Source organism: Pseudomonas aestiva, assembly GCF_039908605.1.
Classification (GTDB): Bacteria; Pseudomonadota; Gammaproteobacteria; order Pseudomonadales; family Pseudomonadaceae; genus Chryseomonas; species Chryseomonas aestiva.
The window spans coordinates 4,223,461-4,237,735 of record NZ_CP150916.1; the positions used below are offsets into that span (position 1 = coordinate 4,223,461).

Annotated in this window: 12 protein-coding genes and 1 pseudogene; 10 read left to right on the plus strand and 3 right to left on the minus strand. The window is 67.3% G+C overall.

From position 1 onward, the window contains the following. Together AABM56_RS19570 and AABM56_RS19575 are read left to right on the plus strand one after the other, a co-directional pair. Window positions 1-999: an aspartate carbamoyltransferase catalytic subunit gene (locus AABM56_RS19570; protein ID WP_133861452.1), complete on the plus strand. Its 999-nt coding sequence runs from the start codon at window positions 1-3 to the stop codon at window positions 997-999. Next, window positions 996-2,273, plus strand: a complete 1,278-nt coding sequence (locus tag AABM56_RS19575) for a dihydroorotase (protein WP_133861453.1) — start codon at window positions 996-998, stop codon at window positions 2,271-2,273. The genes AABM56_RS19570 and AABM56_RS19575 overlap by 4 nt, the downstream gene beginning before the upstream one ends. Before the next feature lie 50 nt (window positions 2,274-2,323). Here the strand turns inward: AABM56_RS19575 and AABM56_RS19580 are convergent, their stop codons facing one another. Beyond that, window positions 2,324-2,728, minus strand: coding sequence for a TM2 domain-containing protein (locus AABM56_RS19580; RefSeq protein ID WP_133861454.1), 405 nt, complete (start codon window positions 2,726-2,728; stop codon window positions 2,324-2,326). A 434-nt stretch (window positions 2,729-3,162) separates the two neighbouring features. Here AABM56_RS19580 and AABM56_RS19585 point away from each other — a divergent pair, with 434 nt between their 5' ends. The 3 genes from AABM56_RS19585 to AABM56_RS19595 all read left to right on the plus strand — a co-directional run bounded on the left by AABM56_RS19585 (window position 3,163) and on the right by AABM56_RS19595 (window position 6,519). Next, complete coding sequence (locus tag AABM56_RS19585; protein WP_133861455.1) at window positions 3,163-3,720, plus strand: C40 family peptidase; 558 nt, start codon at window positions 3,163-3,165, stop codon at window positions 3,718-3,720. A 132-nt stretch (window positions 3,721-3,852) separates the two neighbouring features. Beyond that, window positions 3,853-5,064 (plus strand): putative DNA modification/repair radical SAM protein, encoded by a 1,212-nt coding sequence (locus AABM56_RS19590; RefSeq protein WP_017640984.1) that lies wholly within the window; start codon window positions 3,853-3,855, stop codon window positions 5,062-5,064. Further along, window positions 5,065-6,519, plus strand: a complete 1,455-nt coding sequence (locus AABM56_RS19595) for a UdgX family uracil-DNA binding protein (protein ID WP_263259290.1) — start codon at window positions 5,065-5,067, stop codon at window positions 6,517-6,519. Here the strand turns inward: AABM56_RS19595 and AABM56_RS19600 are convergent. Further along, a complete protein-coding gene (locus tag AABM56_RS19600) occupies window positions 6,516-7,658 on the minus strand; it encodes a PilT/PilU family type 4a pilus ATPase (RefSeq protein ID WP_133861457.1) in 1,143 nt (380 codons plus the stop codon). The genes AABM56_RS19595 and AABM56_RS19600 overlap by 4 nt on opposite strands. Next, window positions 7,658-8,694 (minus strand): annotated as a pseudogene (gene pilT, locus AABM56_RS19605) (type IV pilus twitching motility protein PilT). The gene AABM56_RS19600 and the pseudogene pilT overlap by 1 nt, the downstream one beginning before the upstream one ends. Before the next feature lie 126 nt (window positions 8,695-8,820). On the opposite strand from pilT, the gene AABM56_RS19610 reads away from it, so the two are divergent. From AABM56_RS19610 to AABM56_RS19630, 5 genes are all read left to right on the plus strand, one after another. Then, window positions 8,821-9,516 carry a YggS family pyridoxal phosphate-dependent enzyme gene (locus AABM56_RS19610; RefSeq protein ID WP_133861458.1) on the plus strand — a complete coding sequence of 232 codons (696 nt, stop codon included), beginning with the start codon at window positions 8,821-8,823 and terminating at the stop codon, window positions 9,514-9,516. A gap of 9 nt (window positions 9,517-9,525) precedes the next feature. Further along, on the plus strand, window positions 9,526-10,344 hold the full coding sequence (proC, locus tag AABM56_RS19615) for a pyrroline-5-carboxylate reductase (protein ID WP_133861459.1): 819 nt from the start codon (window positions 9,526-9,528) through the stop codon (window positions 10,342-10,344). A 9-nt stretch (window positions 10,345-10,353) separates the two neighbouring features. Continuing rightward, window positions 10,354-10,947: a YggT family protein gene (locus AABM56_RS19620; protein ID WP_017640989.1), complete on the plus strand. Its 594-nt coding sequence runs from the start codon at window positions 10,354-10,356 to the stop codon at window positions 10,945-10,947. Window positions 10,948-11,065: 118 nt separating this feature from the next. Then, window positions 11,066-13,024, plus strand: a complete 1,959-nt coding sequence (locus AABM56_RS19625; protein ID WP_133861460.1) for a dynamin family protein — start codon at window positions 11,066-11,068, stop codon at window positions 13,022-13,024. Window positions 13,025-13,132: 108 nt separating this feature from the next. After that, window positions 13,133-14,272, plus strand: coding sequence for a homoserine O-acetyltransferase (locus AABM56_RS19630; protein WP_133861461.1), 1,140 nt, complete (start codon window positions 13,133-13,135; stop codon window positions 14,270-14,272). Window positions 14,273-14,275 lie beyond the last annotated feature (3 nt).

Sequence of the window (14,275 nt, forward strand, 5' to 3'; positions counted from 1 at the left end):
ATGACCGACGCTACGCGCTCGCTGCAACTCAACGCCCAGGGCCAATTGCGCCATTTCCTGTCACTCGACGACCTGCCCGCCGAACTCCTCACCGAATTGCTCGATACCGCCGACTCCTTTCTGGAGGTCGGTGCCCGGGCGGTGAAGAAGGTGCCACTGCTGCGCGGCAAAACCGTGTGCAACGTCTTCTTCGAGAATTCGACCCGCACCCGCACCACCTTCGAGCTGGCGGCCAAGCGGCTGTCGGCGGACGTCATCACCCTCAACGTCTCCACCTCTTCCACCAGCAAGGGCGAGACGCTGTTCGACACCCTGCGCAACCTGGAAGCCATGGCCGCCGACATGTTCGTGGTGCGCCACGCCGATTCCGGCGCGGCCCACTTCATCGCCGAGCACGTCTGCCCGGATGTGGCCATCATCAATGGCGGTGACGGGCGCCATGCGCACCCCACCCAGGGCATGCTCGACATGCTGACCATCCGCCGCCACAAGGGCGACTTCGCCAACCTCTCGGTGGCCATTGTCGGCGACATCCTGCACTCCCGGGTCGCCCGCTCCGACATGCTGGCGCTGCGCACCCTGGGCTGCCGCGACATCCGCGTGGTCGCGCCGCGCACCCTGCTGCCGGTCGGCCTCGAAGAGCTCTATGGCGTGCGCACCTGTACCGACCTGGCCGAGGGCCTGGACGGCGTGGACGTAGTGATCATGCTGCGCCTGCAGCGCGAGCGCATGCAGGGTGGCCTGCTGCCCAGCGAAGGCGAGTACTACCGGCTGTTCGGCCTGACCCGCCAGCGCCTGGCCCGCGCCAAGCCCGATGCCATCGTCATGCACCCCGGCCCGATCAACCGCGGCGTGGAGATCGAATCGGCGGTCGCCGATGGCGAGCAGTCGGTCATCCTGAACCAGGTCACCTACGGCATCGCGGTCCGCATGGCGGTGCTGTCGATGACCATGAGCGGGCAGACGGCCCAGCGTCAGCTACAGGAGAATGCGCAGTGAGCCTGAGCATCCGCAATGCCCGGGTGATCGACCCGGCCACCGGTCTCGACCAGATCAGCGATGTCCATGTCGACCAGGGTCGCATCCTGGCCCTCGGTGAAGCCCCCCAGGGCTTTCAGGCCGACGAGCAGCTGGACGCCAGCGGCCTGATCCTGGCCCCCGGCCTGGTCGACCTGGATGTCGCCCTGTGCGAACCGGGCCTGACCCGCAAGGGCAATGTCGACAGCGAGACCCGCGCCGCTGCGGCCGGAGGCGTCACCAGCCTGTGCTGCCCGCCCACCACCCGTCCGGTGCTGGACACCACCGCGGTAGCCGAACTCATCCTCGATCGGGCGCGCACCGCCGATCACGCCCGCGTCCATCCCATCGGCGCCCTGACCAGGGGCCTGGCTGGCGAGCAGCTGTCGGAGCTGATGGCCTTGCGCGACGCCGGTTGCGTGGCCTTCACCAACGGCCTGCAGCCCTTCGAGAATCTGCGGGTACAGCGGCGCGCGCTGGAATATGCCGCCACCTTCGACCTCACCGTGGTCTTTACCGCCCTCGACGCCGATCTGGCCCATGGCGGCCTGGCCCATGAAGGCCCCACCGCCAGCTTCCTGGGGCTCACCGGAATTCCGGAGACGGCGGAGACCATCGCCCTGTCCCGCGATCTGCTGCTGGTGGAGCAGAGCGGCGTACGCGCCCACTTCGGGCAACTGACCAGTGCCCGTGCGGTGGAGATGATCGCCGCCGCCCAGGCGCGTGGCCTGCCGGTGACCGCCGATGTGGCGCTCTACCAGCTGCTGCTCACCGACGAGGCGCTGCAGGGCTTTTCCAGCCTCTACCACGTCAAGCCGCCGCTGCGTACCGCGCGAGATCGCGACGCCCTGAGAGCCGGGGTGCGAGACGGCGTGATCGGTGCCATCTCCAGCCACCACCAGCCCCATGAGGCGGATGCCAAGCTGGCCCCCTTCGCCGCCACCGAGCCGGGCATCAGCAGTGTCGAACTGCTGCTGCCGCTGGCCCTGACGCTGGTGGAAGACGGCCTGCTGGATCTGCCGACCCTGCTGGCCCGCCTGACCCAGGGTCCGGCCCAGGCCCTGCGCCTCGACGCGGGCAGGCTGGCCAAGGACCTGCCGGCCGACCTGGTGCTGTTCGCCCAGCAGCCGACCGCCCAGGCCGCGACGCCCTGGCTGTCCCGCGGCCGCAACTGCCCCTTCCGGGGCCTCACCCTGGCGGGACGCGTCGAGCGCACCCTGGTGGGTGGCCGCACCACCTACCGGCGTGATGCCTGAATAGAAGAAGGGGCTCCGCGGAGCCCCTTCTTCTTGTCGCCCAACCGAACCTAGCGCACCAGCCGCCGGCGGTTCTCCTCGGAGATCTGCGAGTTGAGCGTCCAGAAGTCGTAGAGCACGCCCAGCAGGAAGAAACCCGCCGTAAAGAAATAGAGGATGGCGGTGATCCACTTGCCCAGGTAGAGGCGATGGACGCCGAAGAGGCCGAGAAAGGTCAGCAGGATCCAGCCGAGGCTGTAGTTGAGGGAGCCGGACTGGAAGCGCAGATCCGCCTCGCGATCCATGGCCGGGATCAGGAACAGATCGATCAGCCAGCCGATGCCCAGCAGGCCCAGGGTGCAGAACCAGATCGTGCCGGTGACCGGCTTGCCATAGTAGAAGCGATGGGCGCCGAGAAAACCGAAGATCCACAGCAGATAGCCCATGACCTTGCTGTGAGTGTCCTGATACCGCATGCCTACGACCTCGCGACTTAAGGAAAAGACCCGCCTTACCTACACCCTTACCTTCACCGTGACTTTATGTCGAAAACTGGATGAATGCCCAGGGAGTCTCACTGGTTGGCGCTCAAGGGACCTCACTTTCCGCTAAAAATTACATAATTTCTTGATGAGAGGTGCACAAAATATCCACAGGGTTGGTATAGAATCCCTCGCTTCGATCTTCAGACACCCCTACGACAATGCGTTTATTTCTTCTGACATGGCTCTCCGCCTGTCTTGTACTGCCAGCGGCAGTGCAAGCGAAAGAGAACTCTGCAGCGCGCACTGCCGCTCCGGTCCACAAGGTCGCAGCCCGGCATGTCACCGCCGCCTCAGCTCCCAAGACCGCCGCCCGGCACGCCTCCGCCGCCCCCGTACCCAAGGCCGCCGCTCGCCGCGTCGCGAAGGTGGACCCTACCCAGGCCGCCTCCGCCGCCCGCGCCAAGCACGCCGCCCGGGCCACCAGCGCCCTGCACCGTAAGCAGGCCACCGCCCAGGCTGCCACTCGCAACGTCGGTGCCCAGGTCGCGACCCGCGCCATGGACCTGGTCGGTACGCCCTATCGCTTCGGCGGTACCAATCCGCAGAACGGCCTGGATTGCAGCGGCCTGGTGAACTACGTCTATCGCGACGTACACAACGTCAAGCTGCCGCGTACCTCCCGTGAGCTGTCCCAGCTCAAGGGCCCCAAGGTCGCTCGTGGCGATCTCAAGGCCGGCGACCTGGTGTTCTTCAAGACCGGTCAACGCAGCGGCATCGATCACGTCGCCATCTATCTGGGCAACGATCGTTTCGTCCATGCCCCGCGCAGTGGCGAGAGCGTGCGCGTCGACCACCTGAGCAAGCCCTACTGGACCAAGAGGTTCGCGTCGGCCAAGCGCGTGCTGCAGCAGCCCAATACCCTGGCGGCGGAAACCGATCCCGTCGCGGACAAGCCGCGTACCAAGCGTACCCGCAAGTCCTGATCCCGCCCCTCGCTCCGCCGGGTCGCTACCGCCCGGCGGAGTGTCGCTCCACTCGGCGCCGCCCGGCGCAAAGCCATTGAACGACGCTCCGCTTCCTGGATACTGTATGCAATCACAGTCCAGGAGATCTCGATGGAGCTCGCCGACAAGCTGATCATTCTCGCCGATGCCGCCAAGTACGACGTGTCCTGCGCCAGCAGCGGTGCGCCCAAACGCAGCTCGAAGGGCAAGGACGGCCTGGGCTCGACCGATGGCATGGGCATCTGCCACAGCTTCACCCCCGATGGGCGCTGCGTGGCGCTGCTCAAGGTGCTGCTGACCAACTTCTGCCAGTACGACTGCCAGTACTGCGTCAATCGTCGCAGCAGCAACGTGCCGCGGGCGCGCTTCACGCCCGAGGAAGTGGTGCAACTGACCCTCGACTTCTACCGGCGCAATGTCATCAGCGGACTGTTCCTCAGCTCCGGCATCATCCGCTCCTCCAACTACACCATGGAGCAGATGACCCGGGTGGCCCAGCTGTTGCGCGAACAGCACCAGTTCCGCGGCTACATCCACCTCAAGACCATTCCCGACGCCGATCCCGAGATCATCGCCCAGGCGGGTCTCTATGCCGATCGCCTGTCGGTGAACATAGAACTGCCCACCGAGAGCAGCCTGATCAAGCTGGCGCCGGAAAAGAACGGCAGCAGTATCCGCAAGACCATGGGCAATATCCGCCTGGGCCTGGAGGAAGCCGAGGCCGAAGCCAAGGCACCGCGTTTCGCCCCGGCAGGCCAGAGCACCCAGATGATCGTGGGTGCCGATGCCACCGACGACCGCACCATTCTCGATACCGCCCAGACGCTGTATGGCGCCTATCGCCTCAAGCGCGTCTACTACTCGGCCTTCAGCCCCATTCCGGAAAGCCCCGGCACGGTGCCGCTGCAACCGCCACCCCTGCTGCGCGAGCACCGCCTGTACCAGGCCGACTTCCTCATGCGCGGCTATGGCTTCCAGGCGGAGGAGTTGCCTACCGAAGACGGCCAGCTGCCGCTGGACGTGGACCCCAAGTTGGCCTGGGCGCTGCACAACCGGGCCATCTTCCCGCTGGATCTCAATCGGGCCGACCAGGCGCTGATCGCCCGGGTGCCCGGCATCGGCGTGCTCTCGGCCAAGCGGCTGGTGGAGCTCAGGCGCGAGCGGCGCATCCGTTACGCCGATCTGATCCGCCTGAAATGCAGCGTCGAGAAGGCACGACCCTTCATCATCACCCAGGACTACCGGCCACAGCCGCGCCTGGCCGAGTCCCTCGACCTGCGCCGGCAACTCGCCGAACCGCCCGCTCAGCTCGCCCTGCTCTAGATGCAGAGAGTCGATTTCGACGGCACCTTCGCCGGCTGGCGCAAGGAAGCGCGCCGGTTGCTCCAGGCGGGTATCGCCCCGGCCCAGGTGAGCTGGCAGGAGAGTCGTGGGCTGGGCGATCTGTTCGACGAACCGGTCGAGGCCACGGCACCGCCGCCGAATGGCGCCATACGCATTCCGCCCCAACTGGCCGAGGCCCTGAACTACGCCGCCTGCTTTCGCAGCGATGATCGCTGGGCTCTGCTCTACCAGGTGCTCTGGCGGGTCGCGCGGGGGGAACGGGCGGCGATGCTGGCCGGTGACGAGGATGGCAGCGAATTGCAGCGCCGGGTCAAGGCGATCCGCCGCGAGATCCACCATGTGCATGCCTTCCTGCGCTTTCGGCCGCGGGCGGAAAGCGCCGGTCCGCCGGCCTGGGTGGCCTGGCACCAGCCGGCCCACGACGTCCTGGCCCTGGCGGCGCCGCATTTCTGCGACCGCATGGGCAACAGCAGCTGGCTGATCGCGACTCCCGAGGCGGCCGCGCTCTGGGACGGCCAGGCGCTGCAACTGGTGGAGCCCTGCCCTGCCGAGCTGCAGCAGCTGGCGCGGCAGACCCCGGAAGACGATGACCGCAACGCCGGCGATGAACTCTGGCGCGCCTATTACCGCAGCACCTTCAATCCGGCGCGGGCCAATCCGCGCACCCTGAGGGGCAACATGCCGGCACGCTTCTGGAAGGATCTGCCGGAAGGGCCGCTGATCCCGGCGCTGCTCAGCGAAGCCCGCGCCGGCGCCCAGCGCCTGGCTCAGGCCGAGGCCGTGGGTCGCCAGAGCGGTCGCGAGGTATTGATCGCCGCGGAACGTGCGCAGCCGGAGCGACCGCTGCCCACCACCCTTGATGACTGCCGCCGCTGCGAGCTGTGGGAAAAGGCCACCCAGCCGGTGGCCGGCGAAGGCCCGCGTACCGCGCGCATCCTGCTGCTGGGCGAACAGCCCGGTGATCAGGAAGACCTGGCGGGTCGGCCCTTCGTCGGCCCGGCCGGGCAGGTGCTGATGGCGGCGCTGGCCGAGGCCGGCCTCGAGCGCAGCGAGGTGTTCCTGACCAATGCGGTCAAGCACTTCAAGTGGATTCCCCAGGGGCGCAGACGCAAGCACGTCACCCCGGGACCGGAGATCGCCCCCTGCCGCTACTGGCTGGAGCAGGAATTGCGCGACATCCAGCCGACGGTGGTGGTGGCCCTGGGCTCGACTGCCCTGGAAGCCCTGCTCAAGCGCAAGCCCCGGGGCCTGGCGCAGTTCATGGGCCGACCGCTGCGGCTGGACGAGCGCTGGATCATCGCCACCTATCACCCCTCCTACATCCTGCGCACCCCGGACGCCGAGCAACAGGAGCAGGCGCGCCAGGCCCTGGTGGCGGCCCTGCGCGAGGCCAGGACCCTGGCAGCCGAAGGCGAAGGCGAAGGCGAAGGCTAGCGGAAGCGCTTGGGCGGATCGTCGCCCATGTCCACCGAGAGATTGCGGGTGGTCTGATTGAGGTGATCGGCATCCGTCTCCGACCCCAGCTTGATCATCAGCCGCAGGTCATTGGCGGAATCGGCGTGGGCCAGGGCCGCTTCGTAGCTGATCTCACCGTCACGATAGAGGCTGTAGAGCGACTGGTCGAAGGTCTGCATGCCCAGTTCGCCGGACTTCTTCATCAGCGCCTTGAGTTCATGCACCTCGCCCTTGCGGATCAGGTCGGCGACCAAGGGGGTGTTGAGCAGCACCTCGATCACCGCGCGGCGGCCCTGGCCGTCGGTGGTGGGCACCAGCTGCTGAGCGACGATGCCCTTGAGGTTGAGCGACAGGTCCATCCAGGTCTGGCCGTGCCGATCGGCCGGGAAGAAGTGGATGATGCGATCCAGCGCCTGGTTGGCGTTGTTGGCGTGCAGGGTGGCCAGGCACAGGTGACCGGTCTCGGCGAAGGCCAGGGCGTGCTCCATGGTGTCGCGACTGCGGATCTCGCCGATCATGATGACGTCCGGTGCCTGGCGCAGGGTGTTCTTCAGCGCCACCTCGAAGGACTCGGTGTCGATGCCCACCTCGCGCTGGGTGACGATGCAGCCCTGGTGCTGGTGGATGTATTCGATGGGGTCCTCGATGGAGATGATGTGCCCCGCCGAGTTCTTGTTGCGGTGGCCGATCATGGCCGCCAGCGAGGTGGACTTGCCGGTGCCGGTGGCGCCGACGAAGATCACCAGGCCACGCTTGGTCATGGCCAGCTTCTTGATGATCTCCGGCAGGCGCAGCTGCTCGACCGTGGGGATGTTGACCTCGATGCGGCGCAGCACCATGCCCACCAGGTTGCGCTGATAGAAGGCGCTGACCCGAAAGCGGCCGATGCCGCGGGCGCTGATGGCGAAGTTGCACTCGCGCTTCTGCTGGAATTCCTGGCGCTGCTCGTCGTTCATCACCCCCAGCACGATGGCTCGGCACTGATCCGGCGTGAGCGAATCCTTGGTGACCGGCGTCATGCGCCCGTTGATCTTCATCGAAGGGGGCACGCCGGTGGTGATGAAGAGGTCGGACGCCCCCTTGTCCACCATCAGCTGCAGGAACCTGTCGAAATCCATCAGAAGTTCTCCGGCGTCTTGGCCTTCTCGCGGGCCGCGTCGCGGCTGATCAATCCCTTGGCCAGCAGCGCCTTGAGGCACATGTCCAGGGTCTGCATGCCCAGGCCGCCCCCGGTCTGGATCGAGGAATACATCTGCGCCACCTTGTCCTCGCGGATCAGGTTACGGATGGCCGGGGTGCCGATCATGATCTCGTGGGCCGCCACCCGGCCGCCGCCGACCTTCTTCAGCAGGGTCTGGGAGACCACCGCCTGCAGGGATTCGGACAGCATGGAGCGCACCATGGACTTTTCTTCCGCCGGAAAGACGTCCACCACCCGGTCGATGGTCTTGGCCGCCGAGGTGGTGTGCAGGGTGCCGAACACCAGGTGCCCGGTCTCGGCCGCGGTCAGCGCCAGGCGGATGGTCTCCAGGTCGCGCAGCTCGCCGACCAGGATGATGTCCGGGTCCTCGCGCAGCGCCGAGCGCAGGGCCTCGGAGAAGCCCAGGGTGTCGCGGTGCACCTCGCGCTGGTTGACCAGGCACTTCTTGGATTCGTGGACGAATTCGATGGGATCCTCGATGGTGAGGATGTGGTGGTACTTGGTGTTGTTGAGGTAGTCGAGCATGGCCGCCAGGGTAGTGGACTTGCCCGAGCCGGTCGGTCCGGTCACCAGCACCAGGCCGCGCGCGGAACGTCGGTGATCTTCTTGAACACCTCGCCCATGCCCAGCTCTTCCATGCTCAGCACCTTGGAAGGGATGGTCCGGAACACCGCGCCGGCGCCACGATTCTGGTTGAAGGCATTGACCCGGAAGCGCGCCACGCCCGGCACCTCGAAGGAGAAGTCGGTCTCCAGGAATTCCTCGAAGTCCTTGCGCTGCTTGTCGTTCATGATGTCGTAGATCAGCGCGTGCACCTGCTTGTGCTCGAAGGCCGGCAGGTTGATGCGGCGCACGTCGCCGTCGACGCGGATCATCGGCGGCAGGCCGGCGGACAGGTGCAGGTCGGAGGCGCCTTGCCGCGCGGAAAAGGCCAGCAATTCGGTGATATCCATGGGACTCCCAGATGTCGAGCAAGCAGGTAGAATGCCGCGCAGCACTGGCGGTCTGACCTGGTCACCGCCACTCACTCATCCGGTACGCCGAGGCCTGCCGGATGCGCCGACGCAAGCAGGGGCTGAATGTCCACGATAGCCGAGAATAGCGCAACCGTACTCGAACGCATCGCCGCCGCCAGCCGGACGGCAGGCCGCGATCCCGCGACTGTCGGCCTGCTGGCGGTGAGCAAGACCAAGCCCGCCGCCGCCTTGCGCGAGGCCGCCGCCGCGGGCCTGCGCGACTTCGGCGAGAACTACCTGCAGGAGGCGCTGGACAAGCAGCCGGCGCTGGCCGACCTGCCACTGGTGTGGCATTTCATCGGCCCCATCCAGTCCAACAAGACCCGCGCCATCGCCTGCCACTTCGACTGGGTGCATTCGGTGGATCGCCTGAAGATCGCCCAGCGCCTCGCCGAACAGCGTCCGCCCGAGCGCGGGCCGCTGAACATCTGCCTGCAGGTCAACGTCAGTGGCGAGGCCAGCAAGTCCGGCTGCCACCCCGACGACCTGCCGGCCCTGGCCGCCGCGGTCAGCCAGTTGCCCAACCTGCGCCTGCGTGGCCTGATGGCCATCCCCGAACCCACCGAGGACCCGGCCAGCCAGCGCGCCGCCTTCGCCCGACTGCGCACCTTTAGCGAAGCCCTGAACCTGGGCCTGGACACCCTGTCCATGGGCATGAGCCAGGATCTGGAAGCCGCCATCGCCGAAGGGGCCACCTGGGTCCGCGTCGGTACCGCCCTCTTTGGCGCCCGTGACTACGGCGCCACCCCTTCAACCTAGGAAGTCTCGATGAAAGACACCCGCATCGCCTTCATCGGCGCCGGCAACATGGCCGGCGCCATCATCGGCGGGCTGCTCGCCCAGGGCATGCCGGCCCGGCAGCTCAGCGCCAGCAATCGCAACCCGGCCAAGCGCGAAGCCCTGGCCCGGGACCATGGCATCCGCGTCGAGGCCAGCAACAGCGCCGTGCTCGCGGATGCCGACGTGGTGGTGCTGGGGGTGAAGCCCCAGGTGATGAGCGAGGTCTGCCAGGAGCTGGCGCCCCATCTGCGCCCGGACCAGTTGATCGTCTCGGTCGCCGCCGGCATCACCTGCGCCAGCCTGACACTCTGGCTGGGCCAGCGCGCCCTGGTACGCTGCATGCCCAACGTGCCTTCGCAGCTGCGCCTGGGTGCCAGCGGCCTGTTCGCCAATGACCAGGTCACTGCCGAACAGCGCGCCCGCGCCCAGGAGATCCTCGCCGCGGTCGGCCTGGCCCTCTGGGTCGAGGAAGAACAGCAGCTGGACGCGGTCACCGCCGTCTCCGGCAGCGGTCCGGCCTATTTCTTCCTGCTGATGGAAGCCATGACCGAGGCCGGCACCAAGCTCGGCCTGCCGGCCGAGGTCGCCCAGCAGCTGACCCTGCACACCGCCCGCGGCGCCGCCGCCATGGCCTGTCAGGGCGACCGCAGCCCCGAACAATTGCGCCGCTCGGTGATGTCCCCCAAGGGCACCACCGAACGCGCCATCGAAACCTTCCAAGCCGGGGCCTTCGCGGACCTGGTGGAAGAAGCCCTCACCGCCGCGGCCGACCGGGCTGCGGAACTGGCCCAGTTGCCGGATCGATAAGGAGTATCCATGTCCGCTTTTGCCCAAGCTCTCGTCTACGTCATCCAGACCCTCGGCAGCCTCTATCTGCTGATCATCCTGCTGCGCTTCATCCTGCAGCTGGTGCGGGCCGACTTCTACAATCCGCTGTCGCAATTCACCGTGCGCGCCACCCAGCCGCTGCTCAAGCCGGTACGGCGCATCATTCCCGGCTTTGGCGGCGTCGATCTGGCGGCCCTGGTGCTGGCGATCCTGGTCCAGCTGGCGCTGATGATGGTCGTGGTGGTGCTACTCGGCGCCAGCATCGGCGGCCTGTTCCCTGCCCTGCTGATCTGGGCGCTGCTGGGCGTGGCATCGCTGTTCCTCAAGGTGTTCTTCTTCGCCCTGATCGTCAGCGTCATCCTCTCCTGGGTCGCGCCCCAGACCCACAACCCGGCGGCCGAGCTGGTCAACCAGATCTGTGAGCCGTTACTGGCGCCCTTCCGCCGCATCCTGCCGAGCCTGGGTGGCCTGGATCTGTCGCCGATCTTCGCCTTCATCGTGATCAATCTGCTGGACCGCTTCGTCATCGGCCAGCTGGCCGCGGCCACCGGCATGCCGCAGATTCTCGCCCCCTTCCTCTGACGCACCACTCGCGCACCCGCCACGACCGCCTGCCGCGTCGTGGCGGAGGCGGCATTGACGTCCCGCTGGACGCTGGGGCACCGTCCAGCCTTTGCTGTTCAGGTCAAGGAAGTCCCCTATGGAACGCCTGTTCCGCCACGTCGATGCCTATGCCACGTGGAAAGCCGAACTCGATACCCAATTGGGCCGCTACCGCGACTGGTTGCAGCGTAATCGTCTCGCCTCCCCCGCGCTGGACGCCGCCCTGGCGACCTGCCAGAGCGAACTGCAGGCCGACGGCATCACCCTCGCCTTCGCCGGCGAGTTCTCGCGCGGCAAGACCGAGCTGATCAACGCCCTCTTCTTCGCCGACTACGGCCAGCGCATGCTGCCGTCCCAGGCCGGGCGCACCACCATGTGCCCCACCGAGATCTTCTATGACGCCGCGGCCGACGGTCCCTATCTGCAGCTGCTGCCCATCGACAGCCGCCTGGACGAGCGCAGCCTGACCGCCTGGCGCAAGGCGCCCGAGGCCTGGCAGCGCTTCGCCCTGGACGACCGTCACCCGGACGCCATGGCCGCCCTGCTGGCCAAGGTCACCGAGACCCGCGAGGTGGAAACCGCCGCCGCCGTGCAGCTGGGCTTCGATCCCGAGCAGCTGGAACAACTCGACAGCGACGGCCTGGTCAGCATCCCGGCCTGGCGCCACGCGCTGATCAGCATCGACCATCCGCTGCTGCGCCAGGGCCTGCGCATCCTCGACACCCCCGGCCTCAATGCCCTGGGCGCCGAGCCGGAACTGACCCTGTCGCTGCTGCCCCACGCCCAGGCCGTGCTCTTTCTGATCGGTGCCGACACCGGCGTGACCGCCTCGGATCTCGCGCTCTGGGAGCAGTGCGTCAAGCCCTCGCTGGGCGATGCCCCGGAGCGGCTGTTCGCGGTGATGAACAAGATCGACAGCCTCTGGGACGACCTCGGCGGCGTCGCCCATGTCGCCCAGTCCCTGGAAAACGTCCGCCAGGCCAGCGCCCGGCAACTGGCGCTGCCGGCCGAACACATCCTGCCGCTGTCGGCCAAGCAGGCGCTGCTGGGCAAGGTCCGTGGCGATCTGGAACTGCTCGCGCGCAGCCAGCTGGACAGCCTCGAACAGCTGCTCGCCGAACGCATCGTCGGCGCCCGCGAGCGCCTGTTGCAGCAGCGCATCGTGCAGCAGGCCAGTGGTCTGCTCGGCGCCAGCCGCACGCTTATCGAACAGCGCCTGGAAGCCATTCGCGCCCAGTACGCGCAACTGGCCGACGAGGAACTGCCCGGTGCCGGCCTGGAGTTGCAGACCGCTCGCACGCGCCAGGAGTACGACCTATACCACCGCCGCCTGCTGGATCTGCGCACCACCCAGAACATGCTGGCCGGGCAGCGCAAGCTGCTGACCGACCTGGTCGCGCCGGAGCGGCTGGATGCCCACCTGGACACCGCCCGCCGGGAATTCCGCACCAGCCTGACCACCGTCGGCATCAACCAGTCCATCACCCGTTTCTTCCGTGTGGTCGAGCATGACCTGCTGGCCCTGGACAACGAGGCGGACCGGGCCAACAAGGTGCTCGGCGCGGTCTACCAGCGGCACAATGTGGAGAATCCGCTGCATCCCCTGGAAGCGCCGCGACTGCGCATCCGCCCCTATGTCCGCGAGCTGCGCCAGCTGCAACTCAAGACCGAGGAGGTGCAGCGCCAGGTCAAGACCCTGCTCACCGAGCAGAGCGCCCTGGGCCGCCGCTTCTTCGCCACCGTCGCCCAGGAGGTCCAGGCGCTGCAGGAAGGCGCCCATGCCCAGGTGCTGCGCTGGAACGACGGCGCCCTGACCCCGCTGGTGCAGCACACCCGCGAGCAGAAGCAGCTGCTGGAAACCAGCATGCTGGCGCTCAAGCAGCTCACCCAGCAGAACCTCAACAGCCAGGAGCAGGTGCGTCGGCTGCAGGTGCACGAGGACGTCCTGCACGGGCAGCTCAGCGAGGTCAGCGACATGCTCAAGCAGATCAACCGGCCGGCACCGTCCCAACGCCACGACAACGTGGTCGCCCTGCCGCTGGCGCGGGTCGGCTAGCCCCACCCGCCACGCGCGGCGCGATCCCTGGCCGCCGCGCCACGCCTGCCCTTGCCGCTCCCGGCGGTGCTCTTTAGACTGGCGAGCCCCGCCCCGGACGAGCCGTCAATGCCCAGCGTCATTCCCGAAGATTCCGTCGGCCTGGTCACCCCCGAGCTGCTGCACTTCAACGAGCCCCTGGCCCTGGCCTGTGGTCGCACCCTTCCGGCCTACGACCTGATGGTCGAGACCTATGGCGAACTCAACGCCAGTCGCAGCAACGCCGTGCTGATCTGCCACGCGCTCTCGGGCCATCACCACGCGGCCGGCTACCACAGCATGGACGACCGCAAGCCGGGCTGGTGGGATAGCTGCATAGGTCCCGGCAAGCCCATCGACACCCGCAAGTTCTTTGTCGTCGCCCTCAACAACCTGGGCGGCTGCAACGGCTCCACCGGCCCCAGCAGTCCCAATCCCGAGACCGGTCGGGCCTATGGCGCGGACTTCCCGGTGCTGACCGTGGAGGACTGGGTCAACAGCCAGGCACGGCTGGCCGATCGCCTGGGTATCGGGCAATGGGCGGCGGTGATCGGCGGCAGCCTGGGCGGCATGCAGGCGCTGCAGTGGACCATCAGCTATCCCGAGCGCATCCGCCACTGCCTGGCCATCGCCTCGGCACCCAAGCTGTCGGCGGAAAACATCGCCTTCAACGAGGTGGCGCGCCAGGCCATCCTTTCGGACCCGGATTTCCACGCCGGCCACTTCCAGGAAAAGGGCGTGATCCCCAAGCGCGGCCTGATGCTGGCGCGCATGGTCGGCCACATCACCTACCTGTCCGACGAGGCCATGGGCGAGAAATTCGGTCGCGAACTCAAGACCGACCAGCTCAACTACGACTTCCACAGTGTCGAATTCCAGGTGGAGAGCTACCTGCGCTACCAGGGCGAGGAATTCTCCGGCCGCTTCGACGCCAACACCTACCTGCTGATGACCAAGGCGCTGGACTATTTCGATCCGGCCCATGCCCAGGGCGGCGACCTGGCCAAGACCCTGGCCGGAGTGCAGGCGCGCTTCCTGATCGTCTCCTTCACCACCGACTGGCGCTTTTCGCCGGCGCGCTCCAAGGAGATCGTCAACGCCCTGATGGCCGCGCGCAAGGACGTCAGCTACCTGGAGGTGGACGCGCCCCAGGGGCATGACGCCTTCCTCATCCCCATCCCGCGCTATCTGCAGGCCTTCTCCCACTACATGACCCGCATCGAGGTATAGCTG

Bases quoted from the DNA above. Each gene is read 5' to 3' on its own strand.
- proC (WP_133861459.1), top strand. From the start codon at position 9,526: ATGAAAGACACCCGCATCGCCTTCATCGGCGCCGGCAACATGGCCGGC.
- AABM56_RS19625 (WP_133861460.1), top strand. From the start codon at position 11,066: ATGGAACGCCTGTTCCGCCACGTCGATGCCTATGCCACGTGGAAAGCC.
- AABM56_RS19590 (WP_017640984.1), top strand. From the start codon at position 3,853: ATGGAGCTCGCCGACAAGCTGATCATTCTCGCCGATGCCGCCAAGTAC.
- AABM56_RS19610 (WP_133861458.1), top strand. From the start codon at position 8,821: ATGTCCACGATAGCCGAGAATAGCGCAACCGTACTCGAACGCATCGCC.
- AABM56_RS19595 (WP_263259290.1), top strand. From the start codon at position 5,065: ATGCAGAGAGTCGATTTCGACGGCACCTTCGCCGGCTGGCGCAAGGAA.
- AABM56_RS19580 (WP_133861454.1), bottom strand. From the start codon at position 2,728: ATGCGGTATCAGGACACTCACAGCAAGGTCATGGGCTATCTGCTGTGG.
- AABM56_RS19630 (WP_133861461.1), top strand. From the start codon at position 13,133: ATGCCCAGCGTCATTCCCGAAGATTCCGTCGGCCTGGTCACCCCCGAG.
- AABM56_RS19570 (WP_133861452.1), top strand. From the start codon at position 1: ATGACCGACGCTACGCGCTCGCTGCAACTCAACGCCCAGGGCCAATTG.
- AABM56_RS19620 (WP_017640989.1), top strand. From the start codon at position 10,354: ATGTCCGCTTTTGCCCAAGCTCTCGTCTACGTCATCCAGACCCTCGGC.
- AABM56_RS19600 (WP_133861457.1), bottom strand. From the start codon at position 7,658: ATGGATTTCGACAGGTTCCTGCAGCTGATGGTGGACAAGGGGGCGTCC.